This is a genomic window from Paenirhodobacter ferrireducens (assembly GCF_004022265.1).
GTDB classification, from domain to species: Bacteria; Pseudomonadota; Alphaproteobacteria; order Rhodobacterales; family Rhodobacteraceae; genus Rhodobacter; species Rhodobacter ferrireducens.
In genome coordinates this window covers 25,110-48,347 of the sequence record NZ_SAVB01000021.1, presented here as the reverse complement: position 1 = coordinate 48,347, position 23,238 = coordinate 25,110, and the positions used below count along the sequence as shown (strand labels likewise).

23 protein-coding genes are annotated in these 23,238 nt (G+C 67.4%); 10 read left to right on the top strand and 13 right to left on the bottom strand.

The genetic code is table 11. The features are described 5' to 3' along the window. Window positions 1-5 precede the first annotated feature (5 nt). Together secG and EOW65_RS14805 are read left to right on the top strand one after the other, a co-directional pair. A complete protein-coding gene (gene secG / locus EOW65_RS14810) occupies window positions 6-362 on the top strand; it encodes a preprotein translocase subunit SecG (RefSeq protein ID WP_128150712.1) in 357 nt (118 codons plus the stop codon). A 173-nt stretch (window positions 363-535) separates the two neighbouring features. Beyond that, complete coding sequence (locus EOW65_RS14805) at window positions 536-2,179, top strand: CTP synthase (protein ID WP_128150710.1); 1,644 nt, start codon at window positions 536-538, stop codon at window positions 2,177-2,179. Window positions 2,180-2,433: 254 nt separating this feature from the next. Here EOW65_RS14805 and EOW65_RS14800 read toward each other — a convergent pair whose 3' ends face one another. Further along, window positions 2,434-3,372 carry a LysR family transcriptional regulator gene (locus EOW65_RS14800; protein WP_128150708.1) on the bottom strand — a complete coding sequence of 313 codons (939 nt, stop codon included), beginning with the start codon at window positions 3,370-3,372 and terminating at the stop codon, window positions 2,434-2,436. 161 nt (window positions 3,373-3,533) lie between these two features. Here EOW65_RS14800 and EOW65_RS14795 point away from each other — a divergent pair, with 161 nt between their 5' ends. After that, window positions 3,534-4,892, top strand: coding sequence for an aminotransferase (locus EOW65_RS14795; protein WP_128150706.1), 1,359 nt, complete (start codon window positions 3,534-3,536; stop codon window positions 4,890-4,892). Window positions 4,893-5,084: 192 nt separating this feature from the next. Here the strand turns inward: EOW65_RS14795 and phaR are convergent, their stop codons facing one another. The 3 genes from phaR to phaC form a co-directional block, all read right to left on the bottom strand. Beyond that, window positions 5,085-5,648 (bottom strand): polyhydroxyalkanoate synthesis repressor PhaR, encoded by a 564-nt coding sequence (phaR, locus tag EOW65_RS14790; protein ID WP_121534369.1) that lies wholly within the window; start codon window positions 5,646-5,648, stop codon window positions 5,085-5,087. 144 nt (window positions 5,649-5,792) lie between these two features. Beyond that, a complete protein-coding gene (locus EOW65_RS14785; RefSeq protein WP_128150704.1) occupies window positions 5,793-6,254 on the bottom strand; it encodes a phasin family protein in 462 nt (153 codons plus the stop codon). Between the two features lie 148 nt (window positions 6,255-6,402). Beyond that, the gene (phaC, locus tag EOW65_RS14780) at window positions 6,403-8,196 is read right to left on the bottom strand and encodes a class I poly(R)-hydroxyalkanoic acid synthase (RefSeq protein ID WP_128150702.1); all 1,794 of its coding nucleotides are present in this window, start codon (window positions 8,194-8,196) and stop codon (window positions 6,403-6,405) included. Window positions 8,197-8,300: 104 nt separating this feature from the next. Here phaC and phaZ point away from each other — a divergent pair, with 104 nt between their 5' ends. Continuing rightward, window positions 8,301-9,575: a polyhydroxyalkanoate depolymerase gene (gene phaZ / locus EOW65_RS14775; RefSeq protein ID WP_128150700.1), complete on the top strand. Its 1,275-nt coding sequence runs from the start codon at window positions 8,301-8,303 to the stop codon at window positions 9,573-9,575. Between the two features lie 72 nt (window positions 9,576-9,647). On the opposite strand, the gene EOW65_RS14770 is transcribed toward phaZ, so the two are convergent. The 6 genes from EOW65_RS14770 to EOW65_RS14745 all read right to left on the bottom strand — a co-directional run bounded on the left by EOW65_RS14770 (window position 9,648) and on the right by EOW65_RS14745 (window position 15,825). After that, window positions 9,648-10,784: a sodium ion-translocating decarboxylase subunit beta gene (locus EOW65_RS14770; RefSeq protein ID WP_128150698.1), complete on the bottom strand. Its 1,137-nt coding sequence runs from the start codon at window positions 10,782-10,784 to the stop codon at window positions 9,648-9,650. Window positions 10,785-10,795: 11 nt separating this feature from the next. Further along, window positions 10,796-11,191 (bottom strand): biotin/lipoyl-containing protein, encoded by a 396-nt coding sequence (locus EOW65_RS14765; RefSeq protein ID WP_128150696.1) that lies wholly within the window; start codon window positions 11,189-11,191, stop codon window positions 10,796-10,798. Beyond that, window positions 11,188-11,586: an OadG family transporter subunit gene (locus EOW65_RS14760; RefSeq protein WP_128150694.1), complete on the bottom strand. Its 399-nt coding sequence runs from the start codon at window positions 11,584-11,586 to the stop codon at window positions 11,188-11,190. Before EOW65_RS14760 ends, EOW65_RS14765 begins: the two co-directional genes overlap by 4 nt. A 10-nt stretch (window positions 11,587-11,596) precedes the next feature. Continuing rightward, a complete protein-coding gene (locus EOW65_RS14755) occupies window positions 11,597-13,150 on the bottom strand; it encodes an acyl-CoA carboxylase subunit beta (protein ID WP_128150692.1) in 1,554 nt (517 codons plus the stop codon). Window positions 13,151-13,384: 234 nt separating this feature from the next. Beyond that, the gene (locus EOW65_RS14750) at window positions 13,385-15,256 is read right to left on the bottom strand and encodes a TRAP transporter large permease (RefSeq protein ID WP_128150690.1); all 1,872 of its coding nucleotides are present in this window, start codon (window positions 15,254-15,256) and stop codon (window positions 13,385-13,387) included. Further along, window positions 15,256-15,825, bottom strand: a complete 570-nt coding sequence (locus EOW65_RS14745; RefSeq protein ID WP_128150688.1) for a TRAP transporter small permease subunit — start codon at window positions 15,823-15,825, stop codon at window positions 15,256-15,258. The genes EOW65_RS14750 and EOW65_RS14745 overlap by 1 nt, the downstream gene beginning before the upstream one ends. A 610-nt stretch (window positions 15,826-16,435) precedes the next feature. Here EOW65_RS14745 and EOW65_RS14740 point away from each other — a divergent pair. Together EOW65_RS14740 and ilvN are read left to right on the top strand one after the other, a co-directional pair. Then, entirely contained in the window at window positions 16,436-18,181 is a 1,746-nt protein-coding gene (locus tag EOW65_RS14740; RefSeq protein WP_128150686.1) for an acetolactate synthase 3 large subunit, read from the top strand. Between the two features lie 80 nt (window positions 18,182-18,261). Further along, window positions 18,262-18,822 (top strand): acetolactate synthase small subunit, encoded by a 561-nt coding sequence (ilvN, locus tag EOW65_RS14735; protein ID WP_128150685.1) that lies wholly within the window; start codon window positions 18,262-18,264, stop codon window positions 18,820-18,822. A gap of 18 nt (window positions 18,823-18,840) precedes the next feature. Here ilvN and EOW65_RS14730 read toward each other — a convergent pair whose 3' ends face one another. The 3 genes from EOW65_RS14730 to EOW65_RS14720 form a co-directional block, all read right to left on the bottom strand. Continuing rightward, the gene (locus EOW65_RS14730) at window positions 18,841-19,095 is read right to left on the bottom strand and encodes a hypothetical protein (protein ID WP_164880112.1); all 255 of its coding nucleotides are present in this window, start codon (window positions 19,093-19,095) and stop codon (window positions 18,841-18,843) included. Window positions 19,096-19,201: 106 nt separating this feature from the next. Further along, the gene (locus tag EOW65_RS14725) at window positions 19,202-19,912 is read right to left on the bottom strand and encodes an alpha/beta fold hydrolase (RefSeq protein ID WP_128150681.1); all 711 of its coding nucleotides are present in this window, start codon (window positions 19,910-19,912) and stop codon (window positions 19,202-19,204) included. Window positions 19,913-20,020: 108 nt separating this feature from the next. After that, window positions 20,021-20,764, bottom strand: a complete 744-nt coding sequence (locus EOW65_RS14720; protein ID WP_128150679.1) for an alpha/beta hydrolase — start codon at window positions 20,762-20,764, stop codon at window positions 20,021-20,023. Between the two features lie 125 nt (window positions 20,765-20,889). Here EOW65_RS14720 and EOW65_RS14715 point away from each other — a divergent pair, with 125 nt between their 5' ends. The 4 genes from EOW65_RS14715 to EOW65_RS14700 are packed head-to-tail and all read left to right on the top strand — an operon-like array spanning window position 20,890 to window position 23,222. Beyond that, window positions 20,890-21,585, top strand: a complete 696-nt coding sequence (locus EOW65_RS14715) for a MotA/TolQ/ExbB proton channel family protein (protein ID WP_128150677.1) — start codon at window positions 20,890-20,892, stop codon at window positions 21,583-21,585. After that, entirely contained in the window at window positions 21,585-21,965 is a 381-nt protein-coding gene (locus EOW65_RS14710; RefSeq protein ID WP_128150675.1) for an ExbD/TolR family protein, read from the top strand. The genes EOW65_RS14715 and EOW65_RS14710 overlap by 1 nt, the downstream gene beginning before the upstream one ends. Window positions 21,966-21,968: 3 nt before the next feature. Next, window positions 21,969-22,388 carry a biopolymer transporter ExbD gene (locus EOW65_RS14705; RefSeq protein WP_128150673.1) on the top strand — a complete coding sequence of 140 codons (420 nt, stop codon included), beginning with the start codon at window positions 21,969-21,971 and terminating at the stop codon, window positions 22,386-22,388. A 3-nt stretch (window positions 22,389-22,391) separates the two neighbouring features. Continuing rightward, window positions 22,392-23,222, top strand: a complete 831-nt coding sequence (locus tag EOW65_RS14700; RefSeq protein WP_128150671.1) for a TonB family protein — start codon at window positions 22,392-22,394, stop codon at window positions 23,220-23,222. Window positions 23,223-23,238 lie beyond the last annotated feature (16 nt).

Here is a 23,238-nt window from a genome sequence, read left to right as displayed (position 1 = left end):
CCCTCATGGAAAACGTCGTCCTCTCCATCCACCTGATCCTTGCGCTGCTCCTGATCGGCGTCGTGCTGCTGCAGCGTTCCGAAGGCGGCGGGCTCGGCATGGGGAGCACCGGCGGCGTGATGACCGGCCGGCAGGCCGCGAATGCGCTGACCCGGCTGACCTGGATCTTCGCGGCGGGCTTCATCGTCACCTCGGTCACGCTGACCATCCTGGCCGCCCGGGCCGCTTCGGACTCGTCCGTTGTCGACCAGACCACCACCTCGGCGCCCGCGACCACCGCGCCCGCCACCCCGGCCGCACCGCCGATTGAGCTGCCGCCGGCCTCGACCGACGCGCCGGTGACGCCGCCGCCCGCGAACTGAGCGGGCCGCGGCCTTCGCCCCTGACACCAGTCTTGGGGCAAAGCGTCACAGTTTACCCAATGTCTTGCGGTCCGGTTGCGGGCAGGCCGCGAATCGTGTAGATATTAAGCCCCGTGATCCCGGAGCATCGCTTCGGGAGATGAAACAGGTTTTGGCTGATCACGGGGGCTTCCATGGCACGTTACGTCTTCATTACCGGCGGTGTTGTATCATCGCTCGGCAAGGGCCTTGCCTCCGCGGCACTGGGCGCGCTGCTGCAGGCGCGCGGCTTCTCGGTGCGGCTGCGCAAGCTCGATCCCTATCTGAACGTCGACCCGGGCACGATGTCGCCCTTCGAGCATGGCGAGGTCTTCGTCACCGATGACGGCGCCGAGACCGACCTCGACCTCGGCCATTACGAGCGCTTCACCGGAGTGAGCGCGCGCAAGACCGATTCCGTCTCCTCGGGGCGGATCTACTCGAACGTGCTCGAGAAGGAGCGCAAGGGCGCCTATCTCGGCAAGACGATCCAGGTGATCCCGCACGTCACCAACGAGATCAAGGACTTCATCGCGGTCGGCGACGAAGAGGTCGACTTCATGCTGTGCGAGATCGGCGGCACGGTCGGCGACATCGAGGGCCTGCCCTTCTTCGAGGCGATCCGGCAATTCGCCCAGGACCGTCCGCGCGGTCAGTGCATCTTCATGCACCTGACGCTGCTGCCCTATCTGGCCGCAAGCGGAGAGCTCAAGACGAAACCCACGCAGCACTCGGTGAAGGAGCTGCGCTCGATCGGGCTGCAGCCCGACGTGCTGGTGTGCCGCTCCGAGCACCCGATCCCGGACAAGGAACGGGCGAAGATCGCACTCTTCTGCAACGTCCGGCCCGATGCGGTGATCCCGGCCTATGATCTGAAGTCGATCTACGAGGCGCCGCTCGCCTATCACCGCGTTGGCCTCGATCAGGCGGTGCTCGACGCCTTCGGCATCTCGCCGGCGCCGAAGCCCGACATGAGCCGCTGGGAAGACGTGATGGACCGGCTGACCAATGCCGAGGGCGAGGTCAAGGTCGCGATCGTCGGCAAATACGTGCAGCTCGAGGACGCCTATAAGTCGATCGCCGAGGCACTGACCCATGGCGGCATGGCGAACCGGGTCAAGGTCAAGGCCGAATGGATCGACGCCGAGATCTTCGAGCGCGAAGACCCCGGCCCGCATCTCGAGCAGTTCAACGCGATCCTGGTGCCCGGCGGCTTCGGCGAGCGCGGCACCGAAGGCAAGATCCGCGCCGCGCAATATGCGCGCGAGAAGGGCATCCCCTATCTGGGCATCTGCCTCGGCATGCAGATGGCGGTGATCGAGGCGGCGCGCAACCTTGCCGGCGTGACCAACGCGGGCTCGGAAGAGTTCGACCACGAGGCCGGCAAGAAGCGCTTCACCCCGGTCGTCTATCACCTCAAGGAATGGGTGCAGGGCAACCACCGGGTCGAGCGCAAGCTCGACGACGACAAGGGCGGCACGATGCGGCTTGGCGCCTATACCGCGATCCTGAAGGAAGGCTCGAAGGTCGCCGAGGTCTATGGCACGACGCAGATCGAGGAACGCCACCGCCACCGCTACGAGGTCGACATCAAGTATCGCGACAAGCTTGAGGCCTGCGGGCTGGTGTTCTCGGGCATGTCGCCCGACGGCCGGCTGCCCGAGATCGTCGAGGTCAAGGACCACCCCTGGTTCATCGGCGTGCAGTTCCACCCGGAACTGAAGTCGAAACCCTTCGCGCCGCATCCGCTTTTCGCCGGGCTGGTGAAGGCGGCGAAGGAACAGAGCCGCCTCGTCTGAGCGGCGCAAGACAGCACAGGCTGCGCCTCTGACGGGGCGCCCGAAGGAGGGGGCCCTGCCCCCTCCTTTGCCATTCGGCAAAATTCACCCCCGAGGTATTTCGAGCAAGGAGAAAGCAGCGCCGCACGCATGCGTTCCGGCCGGGCTCCTCTCCTCTCAGCTTCCAATTGCTCCAAATATCCCGGGGGTGAGCGCCACAGGCGCGAGGGGGCTGCGCCCCCTGCCCCGGCTCCCGCAAGCGGCGGGCTCCGCGTTCAGAGCCCTTCGACCCGCAGCGCCCCTTCAAGCCAGGGCGCCTCGGCTAGCGCCGGAGCGACAATGCGAGCAGCAAGCAGGTCGCGCAGCCGGCCCGCCACCCGCGCCGGCAGGTCCGCCATCGTGCCTGCCCGCGCGCTCAGCACGATCTTGCGTGCGAGCGGCGCGACCGGCAGCGGCGCAAGCGTCACTCCCGCCCGTGCGCCATGACGCACGCCCGAGGGGGTCAGGATCGACCAGCCCTGCCCCGCCGCCACCATCGCCAGAATCGCCGGATAACTGTCGATCTCGAAACGGTGCGCCGGGGCGCCCCCCTCGCGTGCGAGATGCGCCGCGATCTGGCGCCCCATCAACGTGCGCGGGCTGTAGTGGAGGAAAGGCAGTGTCGCGCCCACCTGCCCCTCGGGCCAGACCGCGACGAAAGGTTCGGTCAACAGCGGCAGCACCGTCAGCCCCTCGCGGCTGCCGTCGATCTCGGCGGCGACGGTCATGTCGAGCGCCCGCGCCTCGAGTTGCGCCGCCAGCCGGTGGCTCGGCCCGGTCTCGAGCAGGAAGCGGCAGGCGGTGAGCTCGGCCCCCATGCCGGCGAGCAGCAAGGGCGTCACCTCGGCCTCGAAATCCTCGATCATGCCGAGCCGGAAGCTGCGCAGCCCCGAGGGATCGGCAAGCCCCACCCCCGCGCGGCCGCGCGCGAGCTCGTCGAGCATCGCCTCGGCATGGGGCAGGAAGGCGCGGCCGGCCGGGGTCAGCGCGAAGGGGCGCGCGCTGCGGTCGACGAGCTCGGCGCCAAGCGCCGCCTCGAGCGCGGCGATCTGCTGGCTGACGGTCGAGGCCGAGACCGCCAGCCGGCGCGCGGCGGCGGTGATCGCGCCTTCCTCGGCCAGCGCCACCAGCACCTCCACCGCCCAGAGGCTGATCCGCTCCCGCTGCCCTGCCATTCGCCGCCTCCTGCAATCCGCGCGCAGAATGCGCGGCCCCTGCCCGCTTTGGCAAGCCGCGATGCGCGGCGCGTGTGCATTCGGGCAAGGCGGCGGAACGCCCCATTGACGCAGGCCGCGGCACAGCTAGCCTGAGACCCGGATCGCGAAAGGAGAGCAACATGCGTGACAACAGCTGGGAGTCGAAGGCCGACGAATTCTCGCTCTACGGCTTCACCGACCTGCCCTCGGTGCACGAGCGCGGCACAGTCGTGGTGACGCACGGCAAGGGCCCTTACATCTACGACACCCACGGGCGGCAGTATCTCGACGCCAATTCGGGGCTGTGGAACATGGTCGCGGGCTTCGACCATCCCGGGCTGATCAAGGCCGCGCAGGACCAGTATGCGCGCTTTCCGGGCTATCACGCCTTCTTCGGCCGGATGTCGGACCAGACCGTGATGCTGAGCGAGAAGCTCGTCGAGGTCTCGCCCTTCGCAAGCGGCAAGGTGTTCTACACCAACTCCGGTTCCGAGGCGAACGACACCATGGTCAAGATCCTGTGGTTCCTGCATGGCGCCGAGGGCAAGCCGCAGAAACGCAAGATCCTGACCCGGATCAACTCCTATCACGGCGTCACCGCGGTCTCGGCCTCGATGACCGGCAAGCCCTACAATTCGGTCTTCGGCCTGCCGCTGCCGGGCTTCCTCCATCTGGGCTGCCCCCATTACTGGCGTTTCGGCCGCCCGGGCGAGACCGAGGAGCAGTTCACCGCGCGCCTTGCGGCCGAGCTCGAGGCGACGATCATCAAGGAGGGCGCCGACACCATCGCCGGCTTCTTCGCCGAGCCGGTGATGGGCGCGGGCGGGGTGATTCCGCCCTCGAAGGGCTATTTCCAGGCGGTGGCGCCGATCCTGAAGAAATACGGCATCCCGCTGATCGCCGACGAGGTGATCTGCGGCTTCGGGCGCACCGGCGCGACCTGGGGCTGCGAGACCTATGACTTCCAGCCCGATGCGGTCATCTCCTCGAAGAACCTGACCGCGGGTTATTTCCCGATGGGGGCGGTGATCCTCGGCCCCGATCTTGCGAACCGGGTACAGGCGGCCTCGGAAGCAGTCGAGGAATTCCCGCACGGCTTCACCGCCTCGGGCCATCCGGTGGGCTGCGCGATCGCGCTGAAGGCGATCGACGTGATCCTGAACGAGGGGCTGGCCGAGAATGTCAACCGGCTGTCGGGCCGGATGGAGGCGGGGCTCGCGCAGATCGCGCAGAACCCGAACATCGGCGAGCTGCGCGGCGTGGGCTACATGTGGGCACTTGAGGCGGTGGCCGACCGCGCCACCAAGACCCCGTTCGACGGCAAGCTGAGCGTGTCGGAGCGGATCGCCAACACCTGCACCGACATGGGGCTGATCTGCCGCCCGCTCGGCCAGTCGATTGTGCTCTGCCCGCCGTTCATCCTGACCGAGGCGCAGATGGACGAGATGTTCGACAAGCTCGACAAGGCGCTGAAGAAGGTCTTCGCCGAAGTCGCCTGACGTCGACCGGGTCAGAGGGGGCGCTGCCCCCTCGGCCCTGCCGGGCCTCACCCCCGAGGTATTTCCGGCAAGGAGAAAACCGGAAGGCTTTTCGCGGCGAGGCCTTTTCCTGGCACAAAGTCTCCGGGGGAATGACGAAGGGGGCCGCAAGGCCCCCTTTGACATGGGGGCAGCGCCCCCTCCCGGTCCGGATCAGAGTTTCGACAGCTTCGATTGCAGGTCCGCGAGCTGCTTCTTGATCGTGCTCAGTTCCTCGCGGTCCTTCGCGGCGTCGCTTGCCGCCGTCTCGTCGTCGGGCCCCGTCGAACCGGCCGTGCTCCAGCCCGCCATCATCGACTTCAGGAACGCCTGCTGCTGGCGCTGCAGCGCCTCGAAGCCCGGCATCGAGGCCATCGGATTCGGGAAGGAGGAGAAGTTCTCCATCATCTTCGACTGCCCCTCGCGCAGCATCTCGAAGGAGGCGGCGAGGAACTGCGGCACCACCGACTGCGCCGAGGTGGTGTAGCTGCGCACGAGATCGGTCAGCACGTCGACCGGCAGCACGTTCTCGCCGCGGCTCTCGTGTTCGGCGATGATCTGCAGCAGGTATTGCCGGGTCAGGTCGTCGCCGGTCTTCAGATCGACGATCTGCACCTCGCGCCCCTCGCGGATGAAGCTCGCGATATCCTCGAGCGTGACATAGTCGCTGGTCTCGGTGTTGTAGAGCCTGCGGCTGGCATAGCGCTTGATCAGCAAGGGCTTCGCGTCTTCGGCCATCATGTCCTCCCGGGGATCTTCCTGCATTGCAGCGATGATTATGCGGCAGCGGCGCAAAAGCAACAAAAGAAAAGGGCAGACCGAAGCCTGCCCTTTAGGTCCGGTCCCGGCTGGGAGGAGGAAGCCGGGTCGCGGGAGGTTCTCTTACTTCGTCGCGGCGGTGGCGGCGGTGGTGGCTTTCTTCGCGGCGGCGGTCACTTCCTCGGTGGCTTTCTTCACCGCGGCGGTCGCGTCTTCCGAGAAGTCCTTGCCGGCAGCCAGCATCAGCTCGACGGTTTCCATCTGCACCTTCTTCGCGATCTCGGCGAAAGCGGCGAGGTTTTCGGCAGCCATCTCGGCCGAGGCCGACGCGAAGTCGCTCATCGCCTTGGCGTATTCCGCGGGCTCCTGCTTCGACTTGGCGAGCGAACCGACCTTGGCGATCGTGTCCTTGGCCCATTTCGAGGTCACTTCGGTCGATTTCTCGGCGGCGTCGAGGGCGACCTTCGCGATCTTTTCGCCGAGCGCAGTCTGCGCCTTGAAGCTGTCCTGGAATTTGGTCGCGTCGATCGGCATCGACGCCATCATGTCCTGCATGATCTTGGTGAAGTCCTGGGTCTTGGCCATTTTCTTGCTCCGATCTGCGAGCCCGGGTGTGGGATGCGCGAGGGCCCCTTCGCTTACAGACATTTATAAATGCTGCGGCGCAGCATTTCAAGTGAAAAATGCTGCGCCGCAGAGAATTTTCAACCAAAGGGAGAGTTGCGCCGCCCGATCAGGCGGCGACCACCTCGCTCACATAGGTGCCGGGGGCCGGGCCGAGCACCGGGTGCTTCGCGCCGCCCGGAACCCGCGCCGGCACCATCGCGCCCGAGCGCTCGGCCAGCCAGGCGCCCCAGGTCGGCCACCAGCTGCCCTCGTGATAGGTCGCCTTGCCCTTCCATTCGTTCGGATCCCGGATCGGCGCCTCGGAGGTGTAATGGCCGTATTTCTTCTTCGTCGGCGGGTTCACCACCCCGGCGACATGGCCCGATTCCGACAAGATGAAGGTCTTGTCGGCCGATCCCATCTGCGCCATGCCATTGAACGAGGCGATCCAGGGTGCGATGTGGTCGGTCTCGCAGGCGAGCGCGCAGAGCGGCACCTTCACCTCGGAGATCTTCACCGTCTCTCCCAGAAGCGGGAAGCCCTTGGTGGTGAAGCGGTCCTCCTGACACAGCCCGCGCAGATACTCGACCGCCATCCGCCCGGGCAGGTTCGTCGAATCGCCATTCCAGTAGAGCAGGTCGAAGGCCGGCGGCGCCTCGCCCATCATGTAAGAGCGGATCGCCGGCGCATAGATCAGGTCGTTCGCGCGCAGGAAGGAGAAGGTGCGCTGCATGAAGCTTGCGGCCAGCACGCCTTGCTGCTTGATCAGCTGCTCGATGCCGCCGACGAAATCGTCCTGCAGATAGGCGGTGAATTCGCCCTGGTCCGAGAAGTCGGTCAGCGTGGTGAGGAAGGTGGCCGAGTTGACCGACTTGTCCTTGCGCTTCTCGAGCAGGGCAAGCGTCAGGCTGAGCGTGGTGCCGGCGATGCAATAGCCGACCGCGTTCACCTTCTTCTCGCCGGTGATCTCCTTCACCTGCTCGATCGCGGTCAGATAGCCCTCGCTCACATAGGTGTCCATGCCGACATCGGCATAGCTCGCATCGGGGTTCTTCCAGCTGACCACGAACAGGGTGAAGCCCTGATCGACGATCCAGCGGATCAGCGAGTTCGCGGGTTTCAGATCGAGGATGTAGAACTTGTTGATCCACGGCGGGAAGATGATGAGCGGCGTGCGGTGCACCGTCTCGGTGGTCGGCTTGTATTGGATCAGCTCGAACATCCGGTTGCGGAACACCACCGAGCCCTCGGCGGTGCCGATGTTGTGCCCCACGGCGAAGGCGTTCTTGTCGGAGAGCGTGACGATCAGCTCGCCCTTGTTCTCCTCGACATCGCGCACGAGGTTCTCGAGCCCCAGCACCAGGCTCGCCCCCTCGGTCGCCACCGCCTTCTCCAGCGCGTCGGGATTGGTGGCAAGGAAGTTCGTCGGCGCCATCATGTCGACGATCTGCCGGGTGAAATAGGTCAGCCGCCGGCGGTCGACCGGGTCGAGCCCCTCGATGCGCTCGACCGCGTCCTCCATCGCCTTTGCCGAGATCAGATACTGCTGCTTGACGAAGTTGAAATAGGGGTGGGTGTCCCACAGCGGGTTGGTGAAGCGGCGGTCTTTCGGGCCCGGATCGGCCGGCGCCTTGAACGCGCCTTGCGACAGCGCATGCGTCGCCTCGACATAGTGCTTCATCGCTTGGCCCCAGTAGGTCACCTGGGCCTCGAGGATCTTCGAGGGATTCTCGGCGAGTTCCTTCAGCAGGGCGGCGCTGGTATTGAGGTAAAGATCAAGACCGGGCCCGTCGATCGCCGGATTGGGGGGGCGCTTCTTCGCCAGGGCATCAACCAGGCGTTGAGTCAGGGTCTCGATCTTCGCGAGATTTTCCTGCATTTGCTGCGATGCAGCAACGGGGGCCTCGTCTGTTGTTGTCATAACGATCAATCCTCCCTATCCTAATTATGGGGAGCATAACGTCGCCTTCGGGGAAGCGTAAAGCGGCGTTTTGAGGGATTTTGTACTCGGGTAAAGGCGTTACGATGAAGGGCATGATGAGCTACGACCTGATGGAGACCATCAGGAACACGAACGAGTGGATGGGTGCCTCGGCACGGGCCATGGCCTCCTACCCGGTCTGGGGGCTGACGCCCCATCCGATGTTCAAACTGCTCTCGGCCTGGGGCCGGGTGACCGAGCGCAGCTTCGCGCGCATGGTGATCAAGCCCGACTGGGGGATCCGCTCGATTCCCGGCGTCGACGGCCGCGACCACACCGTCGAGGTCGAGACGCTGCTCGACAAACCTTTCGGGTCGCTCGTGCATTTCAAGGTACAGGGCCGGGCGCAGATGGCCCGCCGCGTGCTCCTCGTTGCCCCGATGTCGGGCCATTACGCGACTCTCCTCCGCTCCACCGTGGCGAGCCTGCTGCCGGACTGTGAAGTCTACGTGACGGACTGGCACAACGCCCGCGACATCCCGGTGAGCGAGGGCAAGTTTGACATCGAGGATTACACCCTCTACCTCGTCGATTTCATGCGCTTCCTCGGGCCTGACATCAACGTCATCGCAGTGTGTCAGCCGGCGCCGCTGACGCTCGCCGCGACCGCCTATCTGGCCGAGGAAGACCCCGCTGCGCAGCCGCGCACGCTGACCCTGATCGGCGGCCCGATCGATCCCGACGCCGCCGCGACCGAAGTCACCGATTTCGGCCGCCGCGTCACCATGGGCCAGCTCGAGCAGCTGGTGATCCAGCGCGTCGGCTTCAAGTACAAGGGCGCCGGGCGGATGGTCTATCCCGGGCTGATGCAGCTTGCCTCCTTCATCTCGATGAACATGGAAAAGCACGCCGACGCCTTCCAGAAGAAGATCGTCGCCGAGGCCAAGGGCGAGGGCAGCGAGCGCGACCACCACAACGTCTTCTACGATGAATACCTCTCGGTGATGGACATGACGGCCGAGTTCTATCTCTCGACCGTCGAGCGCATCTTCAAGGGGCTGGAGATCGCGCACAACCGCTTCACCATCGAGGGCAAGCGCGTCGACATCGGCAAGATCACTTCGGTCGCGGTGCATACCGTCGAGGGCGCGAATGACGACATCTCGGCGCCCGGGCAATGCGTCGCGGCGCTTGGCCTGTGCACCGGTCTGCCCGAGGCGAAGAAGGCCCAGCACCTCGAACCGGGCGCCGGCCATTACGGCATCTTCGCGGGCTCGAGCTGGCGCAAGAACATCCGCCCGCTGATCCTCGACTTCATCGACGCGAATGCCCCCGAGGCACCGAAGGGCAGCCGCAAGCCGCCGGTGCGCGCGGCCTGACGCCTGGCCCCGCCCGAAGATGAAAAAAACGCGCCCCGAGGGGCGCGTTTTGCGTTTCCGAGGGCGGCCGGATCAGCCGCCGAACCAGGCGATGAAATAGCCCGCGACCACCGCCGTGCCGATCACGCCGGCTACGTTGGGCCCCATCGCGTGCATGAGCAGGTAGTTGTTCGGGTCGGCGCGCTGGCCCTCGTTGTGGCTCACCCGCGCCGCCATCGGCACCGCCGAGACCCCGGCCGAGCCGATCAGCGGGTTAATCTTGGTCTTCGACACCAGGTTCATCAGCTTCGCCATCAGCACCCCTGCCGCCGTCGACACGCCAAAGGCCACGACGCCAAGTGCCAGGATCTTCAGCGTGCTCGCGTCCAAAAACCGCTCGCCGGTCATGGTGATGCCGACCGAGGTGCCAAGCAGGATGGTGGTGACATTGACCACCTCGTTCTGTGCGGCCTTCGTCAGCCGCTCGGCCACCAGGCTTTCGCGCAGGAAGTTGCCAAGCATCAGCATCCCGATCAGCGCCGAGGCCGCAGGGACCAGCAAGATCACGACGATCGTCACCAGCACCGCGAAGATCAGCTTTTCCAGCCGCGACACCGGGCGCAGCGACTGCATCCGGATCTTGCGCTCGGCCTTGGTGGTCAGCGCGCGCATGATCGGCGGCTGGATCATCGGCACCAGCGCCATGTAACTGTAGGCGGCAACGGCGATCGGGGCGAGCAGATCGGGCGCAAGCTTGTTCGCAAGGAAGATCGAGGTCGGGCCATCGGCCCCGCCGATGATGCCGATCGCCGAGGCCTCCTGCGGGGTGAAGCCGATCATCGTCGCCCCGAAGAAGGTGGCAAAGACGCCGAACTGCGCCGCCGCCCCCAGCAGCAGGGTGCGCGGGTTGGCGATCAGCGGGCCGAAATCGGTCAGCGCCCCGACGCCGAGGAAGATCAGCGGCGGGAAGATCTCGAGCTTCACCCCCATCGAGATGTAATAGTAAAGCCCCCCGGCCTCGCCGTTCACCGGCGCATTCACCAGCCCCTCGGTCGGCAGGTTGGCCAGAAGCGCGCCGAAGGCGATCGGGATCAGCAGCAGCGGTTCGAACTGACGCCAGACCGCAAGGTAGAAAAGCACCGCGACCACGGCCCACATCACGACCATCTGCCAGGTGACGTCGGGGATCGCGGTCAGCGACCAGAGCTGTTCGAGCTTCGAGCCCTCCATCTGCGCCCCCGTCAGGCCAAAGTGACGAGGATCTGCCCCTCGGTCACGGTGGCGCCGGGGGCGACGTTCACCGCGCTCACCGTGCCGGCCTGCGGCGCGCCGATGTTGGTGTTCATCTTCATCGCCTCGAGCACCAGCAGCAGCTCACCCGCGGCGACGGTCTGGCCGACCGAGACGGCGACGCTGACCACGGTGCCAGCCAGCGGGCTGGGCACCGAGCCCGCCCCCGCGGGGGCGGCCGGCGCCGCCACGACCGGGGCCGGCACGGGTTTCGGCGCGCTGGCCGCTGCGGGACGGGGCGCGACAACCGGGGCCACGGGGGCCGCAGCGGCGGCGGGGGCCGCGTCCAGATCCTCGACCGTCACCTCATAGGCGATGCCTTCGACAGTGATCCGCAAGCGTTTCATGGCTGATGTCCTCTCAGGATGTCGGGGGTTTCGCCGCCGAGCGTGGGCCGGGTCGGGCCCCAGTCGGTGCGGATGCGATGTGCGGTGAAGGTCTCGATCCGGCCTTCCATCGGCCAGCCCTCGACCTTGTGGCCGGGGGCCGCGACGCGGGTGATGCGCACCCCCGCCCCCAACGTCTCGGCCACCGCCGCGGCAATCGCGACGAGGTGATGGGGCGGCACGCCCGGCGCCACCACGGGCGCGGGTGCGGGTGCAGGGGGGCCGACGGCGGGTTTCGGCGCAGCGGCGGCGCGGGTGAAGGCGCGCCCGACCAGCGCACTCATCCCCCACAGTGCGGCGAGCACCATCAGCACCACCGTGAAGCCCGTGCCGATCAGTTCAAGATTGTCGAGCATGGCCAGGTCCTTACAGCGGGATGTTGCCGTGCTTCTTCGGCGGCCGCGTCTCGCGTTTCGACATCAGCCCGCGCAGCGCCAGCGCGATGGCGGAGCGGGTCTGGCGCGGCTGGATCACGTCCGACACGAAGAGCATCCCGGCCGACAGATAGGGCGAGGCGAATTCGGCGCGGTATTCCTCGGCCAGCTCCTTCGCCTTGGCGCGCTTGTCCTCGGCCTCGGACAGCTCCTTGCGGTAGAGGATGTTCACCGCCCCCTCGGCGCCCATCACCGCGATCTCGGCCGAGGGCCAGGCAAGGACGCGATCGGCCCCCATGTCCTGGCTGCACATCGCGATATAGGCGCCGCCATAGGCCTTGCGCATGATGACGGTGATCTTCGGCACCGTCGAGGAGGCATAGGAGAACAGCATCTTCGCGCCGTGGCGGATGATGCCGCGCCGTTCCTCGTGCACGCCGGGCAGGAAGCCCGGCACGTCGACGAGCGTCACCAGCGGGATATTGAAGATGTTGCAAAACCGCACGAAGCGCGCCGCCTTGTCCGAGGCGTCGATGTCGAGCGCCCCGGCCTTCACCATCGGCTGGTTCGCGACGAAGCCCACCACGATGCCACCGATCCGGCCGAAGCCGATGACGATGTTCGCGGCGAATTCCGCCATCACTTCAAGGAAATCGCCCTCGTCCGCCAGTCGCTCGATCACCTTGCGGCAATCGAAGGGCGCCTTCGGGTCCTCGGGCACCAGATCGTCGAGCACAGGGTCGTCGGCGATGGCGAGCTCGGGCTCGATCCGGTGCGGCGGGTCCATCATGTTGTTCGAGGGCAGGAACGACAGCAGCCGGTGCACCAGCGCCACGGCGTGCGCGTCATCCTCGGCGATGAAGTGGATGTTGCCCGCAACCGAGGCCTGCACCTCGGCCGAACCGATCTCGTCCATGCTGGTCGCCTGTCCGGTGACCGCGCGGATCACCTCGGGGCCGCAGATGAACATCTGTGCATGCTCGCGGGTCATGATGGTGAAATCGGTCAGCGCCGGCGAATAGGCGGCACCGCCCGCGCAGGGCCCGGCGATCACCGAGATCTGCGGCACCACGCCCGACAGCTGCACGTTGCGGTAGAACACCTGGCCATAGGCCGAGAGCGCGCCGACCCCTTCCTGGATCCGCGCCCCGCCGGAATCGTTGAAGCCGATGATCGGCACCCCGGCCTTGCCGGCGTGGTCGAGTGTGTGACAGATCTTCTTCGCATGGATCTCGCCCAGCGACCCGCCCGAGACGGTGAAGTCCTGGCTAAAGGCGGCGACCGGGCGGCCGTCGACGAAGCCCGTACCGGTGATCACACCATCGCCCGGGATCTCGCGCGATTCCATGCCGAAGTGGCGGGTGTTGTGGCGCGCGTGCAGGCCGAACTCCTGAAAGGTGCCGGGCGAGAACAGCGCCTCGAGCCGCTCGCGCGCGGTCATCCGCGCCTCGGCATGGCGCGCCTCGGCCTTCTTCTCGCCGCCGCCTGCCAGCGCAACCGCGCGCCGCCGTTCCAACTCGTCCGCAAGTGCCTTGGAAATCGCCATGTTGAAACCGTCTTTGTCTCTGGCCGCGCCGGGTCGGCACGGCATCTGCCGAAGGGGACCGTCCGCGCCCAGACTGCGGCCGCCCCCTGCCCCGTGCAAGAGCTTGCCCCGAAGCGCGCGCCAGATAAAGGCTTGACGGCACGAATCTTGTGCAGCCGCAGCGAGAATGTCGCGGCGGGGCGGCAGGACGCCTCCTTGAAACGAAAGCGGCGGCCCGAAGGCCGCCGCTTGGTCTCAGTTTCCGGTGATCGGGGCGCCACCGAGGCCCATCGGGGCCGGCACGCCCGAGCTTGCGCCCCCCTCGGGTGCCGGGGCCGGGGTTGCCGGCGCCGTGCCGCCAAGTCCGGGCGGCGGGCCGCCCAGCGACGGCGTGCCCAGCGTCAGGCCACCGCCCGGTGCCGCGCCCGGCGCGCCGATCGGCGGCAGGCCGAGCCCGCCCGGCGCGGGAATGCCGCCCGGCGCCGCGCCCGGCGCGCCGAGACCGCCAAGTCCCGGCATCGTCGGCAGCGTGTAGCTGACGTTCGAGGTGTCGACCGGCTTGCCCTTGTAGTGCATCACCAGCCCCGGGAAGGCCACGACGATGGCGATCATCGCGATCTGGATCACCACGAAGGGCACCGCCCCCCAGTAGATGTGCGAGGTCTTCACCGCCTCGATCTTCCGCCCGGTCAGCTTGTCGACATAGGCCTCCTTCGGCGCCACCGAGCGCAGGAAGAACAGCGCGAAGCCGAAGGGCGGGTGCATGAAGGAGGTCTGCATGTTCACGCCGAGGATCACGCCGAACCAGATCAGGTCGATCCCCATCGCATCGGCGGCCGGCGCCAGCAGCGGCACGATGATGAAGGCGAGCTCGAAGAAGTCGAGGAAGAAGGCCAGGAAGAAGACCAGCAGCGACACGACGATGAGGAAGCCCATCTCGCCGCCCGGCAGCGAGGTCAGCAGATGCTCGACCCACAGATGCCCGTTCACCCCGTAGAAGGTGAGCGAGAACACCCGCGCGCCCAGCAGGATGAACATCACGAAGGCCGAAAGCCGCGTGGTGGCAGCGAGCGCGTCGCGCACCACGCCATAGGTCAGCCGGTTCTTCACCGCCGACAGCAGCAGCGCGCCGACCGCGCCCATGGCGCCGCCTTCGGTCGGCGTCGCGATGCCGAGGAAGATGGTGCCGAGCACGAGGAAGATCAGCGCGAGCGGCGGGATCAGCACGATCACCACCTGCTGCGCCAGCCGGCTCATCACGTTGATCTTCAGCGTCTTGTCGAGCAGAGCGAGGACGTAGACCACGATCACCGCGACCGCCGCGGCCATCATCTCGGCATTGGCGGCATTGGTGCCGGTGTCGAACCAGCGGAAGGCACCGTAGAAGACCGCGCCGCCAAGCGCCAGCGCGACGACAAGCGACATCACGCCCGAGCCGAGGGTGCGCGCCTCTTTCGGCAGCGCCGGCATCGAATGCGGACGGATGATCGACATCAGCAACACATAGCCGAGATAGATCGCCGTCAGCACGATCGAGGGGATCAGCGCACCCTTGTACATGTCGCCCACCGAGCGGCCGAGCTGGTCGGCCAGAACGATCAGAACGAGCGAGGGCGGGATGATCTGCGCCAATGTGCCCGAGGCCGCGATGACCCCGCTTGCGATGCGCCGGTCATAGCCATAGCGCAGCATGATCGGCAGCGAGATCAGCCCCATCGCGATCACCGAGGCGGCGACGACGCCGGTGGTGGCCGCGAGCAGCGCGCCGACGATGATCACCGCATAGGCCAGACCGCCGCGGATCGGTCCGAAGAGCTGGCCGATGGTGTCGAGCAGATCCTCGGCCATGCCGGATTTCTCCAGCACGATCCCCATGAAGGTGAAGAAGGGAATGGCAAGCAATGTGTCATTGCTGAGCACCCCCCAGAACCGCTCGGGCATCGCGTTCAGAAGCGGCCAGCTGAGGTTGATCGAGCCCCCCGACAGCGGCGCGAGCTCGACCCCGAGGATGAAGAACAAAAGCCCGTTCGCGGCCAGCGAGAAGGCCACCGGATAGCCGAGCAGCAGGAAGAAGATCAGCGAGACGAACATGATCGGCGCCATGTTCTGCGCGATGAGCTCCATCATCAGAGTGCCTCCTCCTGCTCGATCGGATCATGGCCGTGATGGCCGGTCGCGGGGAAGGGATCGGCCAGATCGCCGCGGATCACCGCGATCTTCTTGATGATCTCGGAAATCCCCTGCGCGAACATCTGTGCGAAGCCGATCAGCAACAGCGCCTTCGCCGGCCACAGGATCAGACCGCCCGCGTTGGTCGAGACCTCGCCCGAGGCGTAGGAGCGCATGACATAGGGATAGAGCAGATAGATCATCAGCGTGACCATCGGCATCAGGAAGAAGACATGGCCGAAGAGGTCGATCCAGTGCTGCACGCGGCGCGACCAGGCGCCGTAGAGAATGTCGATGCGGATATGCTCGTTCTGCTTCAGCGTATAGGCGGCGGCGAAGAGGAAGGCCGCGCCATAGAGATACCATTGCAGCTCGAGCCAGGCATTCGACGATACGTTGAAGACCTTGCGCACGGTCGCGTTGACCGCGCTGACCAGAACCGCGATCAGGATGAGCCACGACACGGATTTGCCGATGATCTCGTTGATGCGGTCGATCAGACGTGAAAGGGCCAGCAAAGCGCCCATCTCATCCTCCCCTTCCCTTTTTGCGCCCCAGATCCGGGGCTTGCGATTTCCTTGGACGGGTTCTGGCCACAGGTCAAGAAATTTGGCCGATCTGGTCGTGTTTCCTGACCAGTTTGCCCTGGCATGCACAGAGTCGTCCGACAAGGGGTGCCGTTAACATTATCTTGCGCAAGAGGGAAGCTGGGCGGAAGATCCGCGAAGCCGACCCCGGCATTTTCGCAACCCCTTGCGCCGAAGCCCGCCTCCGACTCACCAGCGCCAGTGCGCGGAAATGTCCCCACAGCCTGCAGAAACCCCCGCAATATCCCGAAAATTTTCGTTTTATTACCAGACGATCAGCAGATCTGGCAACTTTCGAAATGTTTTGCAGGCCTCCGCGACATTTTCTTTGCAGATTTCCCGTTGACGCCCCGTTCCGGCCCTCCTAATGTCCGCCGCAACGCAATGGAAAGGATCAGCGATGCTCTCGCTTCTTATCGTCGTAGGGGACACGCGCATGGGCCGGTGACGGTTTGACCATGATGGTTCCCATGCGCCCTCGCCAGAAAAGCGGGGGCTTTTTGTTGCGAAACGGGTTGGGGGCAGCGCGCCCCGGTGAATGGAGAGAATGATGTCACGGCAGATGACCGGCGCGGAAATGGTGGTGCAGGCGCTGAAGGATCAGGGGGTCGACACGATCTTCGGCTACCCGGGCGGCGCCGTCCTTCCGATCTATGACGCGATCTTCCAGCAAAACGACATCCGGCACATCCTGGTCCGCCACGAGCAGGCGGCCGTGCACATGGCCGAGGGCTATGCCCGCTCGACCGGCAAGCCGGGCTGCGTGCTGGTGACCTCGGGACCGGGCGCGACGAACGCGGTGACCGGGCTCACCGACGCGCTGATGGACAGCATCCCGCTCGTCGTCTTCTCGGGCCAGGTGCCGACCTTCATGATCGGCACCGACGGCTTCCAGGAGGCCGACACCGTGGGCATCACCCGCCCCTGCACCAAGCACAACTGGCTGGTGAAGGACGCCGACAAGCTGGCCGAGGTGATCCACCAGGCCTTCCACGTCGCGACCTCGGGCCGGCCGGGCCCGGTGCTGATCGACCTGCCGAAGGACGTGCAGTTCGCCACCGGCACCTATACCGGGCCGAAACAGGCGCGCACCGAGAATTACCAGCCGAAGGTCAAGGGCGACATCGAGGCGATCACCAGGCTCGTCGAGCTGATGGAGACCGCCGCGCGGCCGATCTTCTACACCGGCGGCGGGGTGATCAACTCCGGCCCGGCGGCAAGCCAGCTGATGTGCGAGCTGGTCGATGCGACGGGCTTCCCGATCACCTCGACGCTGATGGGGCTCGGCGCCTATCCGGCCTCGGGCAAGAACTGGCTCGGAATGCTCGGCATGCACGGTCTCTACGAGGCCAACCTCGCGATGCATGACTGCGACCTGATGATCAACCTCGGCGCCCGCTTCGACGACCGCATCACCGGCCGCGTCTCGGATTTCTCGCCGAAATCGACCAAGGTGCATGTCGATATCGACGCCTCCTCGATCAACAAGATCGTGCGTGTCGACCTGCCGATCATCGGTGACGTCGGCCATGTGCTCGAGGACGTGCTGAAGGTGTGGAAGGCGCGCGGGCGCAAGGTCAACAAGGAAGGCCTGGCGAAATGGTGGGGCCGGATCGAGGAGTGGAAGAAGGTCCGCTGCCTCGCCTATGCGGGCTCCGAGACCGTCATCAAGCCGCAATATGCCCTTGAACGCCTCGAGGCGCTGACCAAGGGCCGCGACCGCTACATCACCACCGAAGTGGGCCAGCACCAGATGTGGGCGGCGCAGTTCCTGCATTTCGACGCGCCGAACCGCTGGATGACCTCGGGCGGGCTCGGCACCATGGGCTATGGCTTCCCGGCCTCGATCGGGGTGCAGATCGCGCATCCGGACGCGCTCGTCATCAACGTCGCGGGTGAGGCGAGCTGGCTGATGAACATGCAGGAGATGGGCACCTGCTCGCAGTTCCGCGTGCCGGTGAAGCAGTTCATCCTGAACAACGAGCGGCTCGGCATGGTGCGGCAATGGCAGGACCTGCTGCACGGCGGGCGCTATTCGCAGAGCTGGTCGGAAAGCCTGCCCGACTTCACCAAGCTGGCCGAGGCCTTCGGCTGGAAGGGCATCGTCTGCTCGGACCCGAAGGATCTCGACGACGCGATCATGGAGATGCTCGAACATGACGGGCCGGTGCTCTTCGACTGTCTGGTCGAGAAGCACGAGAACTGCTTCCCGATGATTCCCTCGGGCAAGCCGCACAACGAGATGCTGCTCTCGGCCGATGCCGAGGCCTTCAGCTCGGGTGCGGCGCTGGTGTGACGCGAGGCCGGGGGCCCTGCCCCCGGACCCCCGAGGTATTTCGGGCAAGATGAAAGCAATTCTGCAAGAGGAGAGAGGCAATGGCCGCTCTGAACATCAAGAAGGGCGCGACCTCGCATTCCGCCTATGACCTGCGCGACACCCACTCGGACGTCGAAAGCTCGCACACACTGGCGGTGATCGTCGATAACGAGGCGGGGGTTCTCGCCCGCGTGATCGGTCTGTTCTCCGGGCGCGGCTACAACATCGACAGTCTCACCGTGGCCGAGATCGACCACAAGGGGCACCGCTCGCGCATCACCATCGTGACGCGCGGCACGATGGCGGTGGTCGAGCAGATCAAGGCGCAGCTTGGCCGCATCGTGCCGGTGCACGCGGTGATCGACCTGACCACCGAAGCGCAGCCGGTCGAGCGGGAACTCGCCCTGTTCAAGGTACAGGGCACCGGCGAAAAGCGGGTCGAGGCGCTGCGTCTGGCCGATATCTTCCGCGCCAATGTGGTCGACAGCACGCTCGAAAGCTTCGTCTTCGAGGTCACCGGCACGCCCGAGAAGATCGACGCCTTCGCCGAGCTGATGCGGCCGCTGGGTCTGGTCGATGTGGCGCGCACCGGCGTTGCCGCGCTGTCGCGCGGGATCTGACCGAAAGGGACGGCGGCCTCAGCGGCCGCCGTCCGTCACCGCCGCGCCGATCGCCGCAACCGCCCGTTCGGCGATCCGCCCGAGCGCCGCGCTGTGATGCGCGGCGGCGATCCGGCGCAAGAGCCGTGTCTCGCAGGCGATCAGCGGCAGAACCGGCCGCTCCGGAGCCGGCGCATGCCACGGACGCGCGGCACGCGGATGCCGGGGCCGAAGCTGCCACAGGTGCAAACACACCTCGCGGCTGCGCAAAACGCACAGATCAATTTCTGTCATCAATTCTCCTCCCCTCCGGCGTCATGACACCGGCGCCGCCAATCAGCAGCTCTCCCCTCGTGTACTATAGCGCAAACCGGACCCTCCCGGAACCGTCCTGATGCCCTCAACGCAGCAGAAGCGGGGCGTCGAGCCAGTCGCGCAACGCCCGGGTGACCTCGAGCGGGCGCTCGAGCGGGCTCAGGTGCCCGGCGCCGGGAATCAGCCGGAATTCCGCATGGGGCATCAGCTCGGCCAGGAACTCGTGCCGGCGCGGCGGACAGATCGTGTCGTACTCGCCGCAGATCAGCAGCGTGCGCACGCGGGTGTTGCGCAGCGCGCGCTGCTGGTCGGGGCGGCGCATCAGGGCGCGGCTTTGCCGGGTGAAGCCCTCGGGGCCAAGGCTGTCAGCCATCTCGAGGAGCAGCGCCTGCATCGCCTCGCGCCCCTCGCCGGGGGCAAGTGCGGTGGCGGGGATCTCCTCGAGCACCATCTCGTCGAGGCGTCCGGCGCGGGCCTTGACGATGCGCTGTTCGCGCATCGCGGCGGCCTGCGGGCTTTCGGAGAGCGGTGAGACGTCGATCAGCGCGATCTCGGCCACCCGGTCGGGGGCGCGGCGCAGGATCTCCATCGCCACGAGCCCGCCCAGCCAGTGCCCGACGAGCGACACCCGCGGCGGCAGCGTCGCAAGAACCGTCTCGGCCATCTCCTCGACCGTGGCGCCCAGAAGCGGCGCCGCAATCACCGTGCGGTCGGCGGAAAAGTCGAGGATCTGATGCCAGAACAGCCTTGCGTCACACAAGAATCCCGGAAGGAAGACCAGCGGGTCTGCCGTCATGCCTGCTCACCTCTGCCTGTGGCGCCTGTGGCGCTCTTTGCACCACTGTGCCCCGGATCGGGGCCGGGGGAAACCCCATGCACGGCACGGCGGGCAAGGTTCCGCGGATCACAGGCGCGACAGCACCTCGCCCACCGTCGCCTCGATCAGGCGCAGATCGTCCGGGTCGGAAAAGCGGTGATCGGAGCCCTTCACGAGGGTCAGGCGGATATCGGCGCCCTCGGCATGCTCGAACAGCCGCAGCGCCACCGACACCGGCACCGCGGTATCGGCCGTGCCTTGCAGGAAGCGCGCCGGAATCGCGAGCCGGAGCGGATCGCGCAGCACCAGCCGGCCACGCGCCTCCTCGATCAGTCGGCGGGTGATGCGATAGGGCGCGCCGTATTCCGAGGGCAGATCGACATAGCCCTGTGCCTCGAGCGCCGCGGCCTGCGCGGGAGTGAAGGAGGCGACATAACCATCCTCGGTGAAATCGGGGGCGCCGGCGATGGTGACGAGCCCCGCCACCAGATCGGGGCAGTCGCGGGCCAGCAGCAGCGCAAGCCAGCCGCCCATCGACGAGCCCACCACCACCTGTGGCCCGGCGCAGAGCGTGCGGATCGCGGCGCGGGCATCCTCGAACCAGTCGCCGATCGCGCCCTCCTCGAACGCGCCGCCCGAGGCGCCGTGCCCCGAGACGTCGAGCCGCAGGAAGGCCCGCCCCTGCGCCTGCGCCCAGGCCTCGAGCGCCAGCGCCTTGAACCCCTCCATGTCGGATTTCAGCCCGTGCAGGAAGACGATGCCCGGCCCCTCGCCGGCCGAGCGGTTATAGGCGATGCGGCGCCCCTCGGGCGTGGTGATGAAATCGGTCATGGTCTGCCTCCGGTCGCCGCCACCCTAGCGGCGCACGGTCGCAGGCTCAAGCCGCGCCCCGCCCGGGCATCGACAAACGTCGCGCGCGCCCCTATCCCTGCGGGCAAAGGCGGAGGAGCGGGCGGATGGAAACGGGAACGGCACAAGGACTGTCGGTGATGGCGGGGGCCGAGCGGCTGCGCGGCGTGCTGGACCTTGGCGGGCCGGCGATGTGGGCGATCGCCGCGCTCTCGGTCGCGACGGTGGCGCTGATCCTGTGGAAGATCTGGCGGCTGATTGCCTTCGGCGCCTGGTCGGGCGGGGCGCAAAGCGCGGCCGCGGTCGCGCTGTGGCGGCAGGGCGAGCGGGCGACGGCGCTGGCGATGCTATCGGGCCGGCGCAGCCTGCGCGCGCGGCTGGTCCGCGCCGCGATGACCACGGCGGGCGATCCGGCCATGGGCGACACCGAGGCGCGCGAGGAGACCGCACGCGAGGCCCGCGCGCTGCTGGCGCAGGCGCAGGCCGGGCTGCGCGGGCTGGAACTTGCCGCGACGATCGGGCCGCTTCTGGGCCTGCTCGGCACGGTGACGGGCATGATCGGCGCGTTCCAGGCGCTGCAGGAGGCAGGAAGCCACGCCGACCCGGCGACGCTTGCGGGGGGGATCTGGGAGGCGCTGCTGACCACCGCCGCCGGCATGAGTGTCGCGATCCCGGCGCAGGTCGCGCTGACCTGGTTCGAGTCGGTGATCGACCGGCTTCGCCACGACATGGAAGACCTCGCGACCCGGATCTTTGTCGCCGCCGGCCGCTCGGGCGCCGACCATCCCGGGGATGCGGGCTGATGTTCGCCTTCGGCGCAAGACGCCCGCGCCGGCGCCCCGACCTGACGCCGATGATCGACGTGGTCTTTCTGCTGCTCGTCTTCTTCATGCTCGCCTCGCGGTTCTCGACCGAGACCGCGCTGCCCCTCGTCGCCGCGACCGGCACCGGCGGCAGCTGGCAGGGCCCGCCGCGGCTGGTCGAGGTCGGCGCCGGCGGGGCGGTGATGCTGAACGGCATCGCGACGCCGCTTGCCGGCCTCGGTGCCGCGCTTGCCCCCCTGACCACCGGGCCCGACGACCCGGTGGTGCTGCGCCCGCGCGCGGCCGGGGTGCAGGATCTGGTGACGGTGATGGACACGCTGCGGGGCGCGGGCTTCACCCGGCTGATCGTGGTGGAGTGAGCGATGGAGTTCTCGCCCCCGCCGCGCCGGCCGCCGAATGTCACACTGCTGCCGATGATCAACGTGGTCTTCCTGCTGCTGGTCTTCTTCCTGCTGGCGGCGAAGATCGCCCCGCCCGAGCCCTTCGCAACCGACCCGCCCGAGGCGCGGGCGGCCGAGGAGGCAGCCGGCGAGTTCACCCTGTTCCTCGGGGCAGACGGGCAGCTTGGCTTTCAGGAGGCGACGGGCGATGCCGCCACCGTGCTGCCCGCCCTTTCCGCCGCCCGCGCGGCCTTCTGTGACCGGGCCGATTGCGCCGCGGTGCCGCCGCGGCTGTCGCTGCGCGCCGACCGCGCCGCACCGGCCGAGGTGCTGGCCGCGCTTCTGCCGCAACTCGGTGCGCTTGGCTTTGCGCGCGTCGACCTGATCGCGACGGGGAGCTGAGCGATGCGCGCCCGCCCCGCCCTCGAAGCCCTGACCTGCCTCGCGCTTGCGCTCGGGCTGCATCTGGCGGTCTTCGGGATCGGGCTGCCCGAAGGCGGCGCGCCCTCGGCGGGCGATGGCGGCGACGCGATGATTACCCTTGCCGCGGCCGATGCCGACCTTCAGGCGCTCGTCGACAGCTGGGACCGGGTCGAGCTGCCCGAACCCGAACTGACCCTGCCGCCGAGCCCGCCCGTGATCGAGGCACCGCCCGAGATCGCCCTGCCCGAACTTGCCACCGCGCCGCCCCTGCCGGCAGCGCCGAAGGCCCCTGCCCCGGCCGCCGCCGCCCCCGACAGCCCGCCCGCCGTGCAGGCGGACCCGGCCCCGCCCAAACCCACCGCAAAACCTGCGCCGAAGCAAAGCCGCCGCGAGCCGGCCGAGACCCCGCGCAAGCCGGGCGGCGCCACCGCCTCGGTCGCCGGGCAGCGCGCCGCGGGCAGCGGCGGGCGCGGCGCGCAGGGCGTGAACGGCAGCGCCGAGGTGCCCTCGCTGACCCAAGGCGTGATCCGCTCGGCCCGCGCCGAATGGGGCGCCGCGATCCGCGCCCGGATCGAGCGGCAGAAGCGCTACCCCACTGCCGCGGGCCGCACGCAGGGCCGGGTGACGGTGTTCCTGACGGTGACGCGGGCGGGGGGACTCGCCGCGGCGCGCATCGCCACGGGCTCGGGCAGCGCCGCGCTCGATGCCGCCGCACTCGACGCCGTGCGCCGCGCCGGCCCCTTCCCGCCCGCCCCCGCCTCGCTGACAGACGCAAGCTACAGCTTCACCCTGCCGATCAGCTTCCGCCGCTGAAGCCCCCCGGCGCCGC

Excerpts from the sequence above, each read along its gene's own strand:
- secG (WP_128150712.1), top strand. The coding sequence starts at position 6 with ATGGAAAACGTCGTCCTCTCCATCCACCTGATCCTTGCGCTGCTCCTG.
- EOW65_RS14805 (WP_128150710.1), top strand. The coding sequence starts at position 536 with ATGGCACGTTACGTCTTCATTACCGGCGGTGTTGTATCATCGCTCGGC.
- EOW65_RS14800 (WP_128150708.1), bottom strand. The coding sequence starts at position 3,372 with ATGGCAGGGCAGCGGGAGCGGATCAGCCTCTGGGCGGTGGAGGTGCTG.
- EOW65_RS14795 (WP_128150706.1), top strand. The coding sequence starts at position 3,534 with ATGCGTGACAACAGCTGGGAGTCGAAGGCCGACGAATTCTCGCTCTAC.
- phaR (WP_121534369.1), bottom strand. The coding sequence starts at position 5,648 with ATGGCCGAAGACGCGAAGCCCTTGCTGATCAAGCGCTATGCCAGCCGC.
- EOW65_RS14785 (WP_128150704.1), bottom strand. The coding sequence starts at position 6,254 with ATGGCCAAGACCCAGGACTTCACCAAGATCATGCAGGACATGATGGCG.
- phaC (WP_128150702.1), bottom strand. The coding sequence starts at position 8,196 with ATGACAACAACAGACGAGGCCCCCGTTGCTGCATCGCAGCAAATGCAG.
- phaZ (WP_128150700.1), top strand. The coding sequence starts at position 8,301 with ATGAAGGGCATGATGAGCTACGACCTGATGGAGACCATCAGGAACACG.
- EOW65_RS14770 (WP_128150698.1), bottom strand. The coding sequence starts at position 10,784 with ATGGAGGGCTCGAAGCTCGAACAGCTCTGGTCGCTGACCGCGATCCCC.
- EOW65_RS14765 (WP_128150696.1), bottom strand. The coding sequence starts at position 11,191 with ATGAAACGCTTGCGGATCACTGTCGAAGGCATCGCCTATGAGGTGACG.
- EOW65_RS14760 (WP_128150694.1), bottom strand. The coding sequence starts at position 11,586 with ATGCTCGACAATCTTGAACTGATCGGCACGGGCTTCACGGTGGTGCTG.
- EOW65_RS14755 (WP_128150692.1), bottom strand. The coding sequence starts at position 13,150 with ATGGCGATTTCCAAGGCACTTGCGGACGAGTTGGAACGGCGGCGCGCG.
- EOW65_RS14750 (WP_128150690.1), bottom strand. The coding sequence starts at position 15,256 with ATGATGGAGCTCATCGCGCAGAACATGGCGCCGATCATGTTCGTCTCG.
- EOW65_RS14745 (WP_128150688.1), bottom strand. The coding sequence starts at position 15,825 with ATGGGCGCTTTGCTGGCCCTTTCACGTCTGATCGACCGCATCAACGAG.
- EOW65_RS14740 (WP_128150686.1), top strand. The coding sequence starts at position 16,436 with ATGTCACGGCAGATGACCGGCGCGGAAATGGTGGTGCAGGCGCTGAAG.
- ilvN (WP_128150685.1), top strand. The coding sequence starts at position 18,262 with ATGGCCGCTCTGAACATCAAGAAGGGCGCGACCTCGCATTCCGCCTAT.
- EOW65_RS14730 (WP_164880112.1), bottom strand. The coding sequence starts at position 19,095 with ATGACAGAAATTGATCTGTGCGTTTTGCGCAGCCGCGAGGTGTGTTTG.
- EOW65_RS14725 (WP_128150681.1), bottom strand. The coding sequence starts at position 19,912 with ATGACGGCAGACCCGCTGGTCTTCCTTCCGGGATTCTTGTGTGACGCA.
- EOW65_RS14720 (WP_128150679.1), bottom strand. The coding sequence starts at position 20,764 with ATGACCGATTTCATCACCACGCCCGAGGGGCGCCGCATCGCCTATAAC.
- EOW65_RS14715 (WP_128150677.1), top strand. The coding sequence starts at position 20,890 with ATGGAAACGGGAACGGCACAAGGACTGTCGGTGATGGCGGGGGCCGAG.
- EOW65_RS14710 (WP_128150675.1), top strand. The coding sequence starts at position 21,585 with ATGTTCGCCTTCGGCGCAAGACGCCCGCGCCGGCGCCCCGACCTGACG.
- EOW65_RS14705 (WP_128150673.1), top strand. The coding sequence starts at position 21,969 with ATGGAGTTCTCGCCCCCGCCGCGCCGGCCGCCGAATGTCACACTGCTG.
- EOW65_RS14700 (WP_128150671.1), top strand. The coding sequence starts at position 22,392 with ATGCGCGCCCGCCCCGCCCTCGAAGCCCTGACCTGCCTCGCGCTTGCG.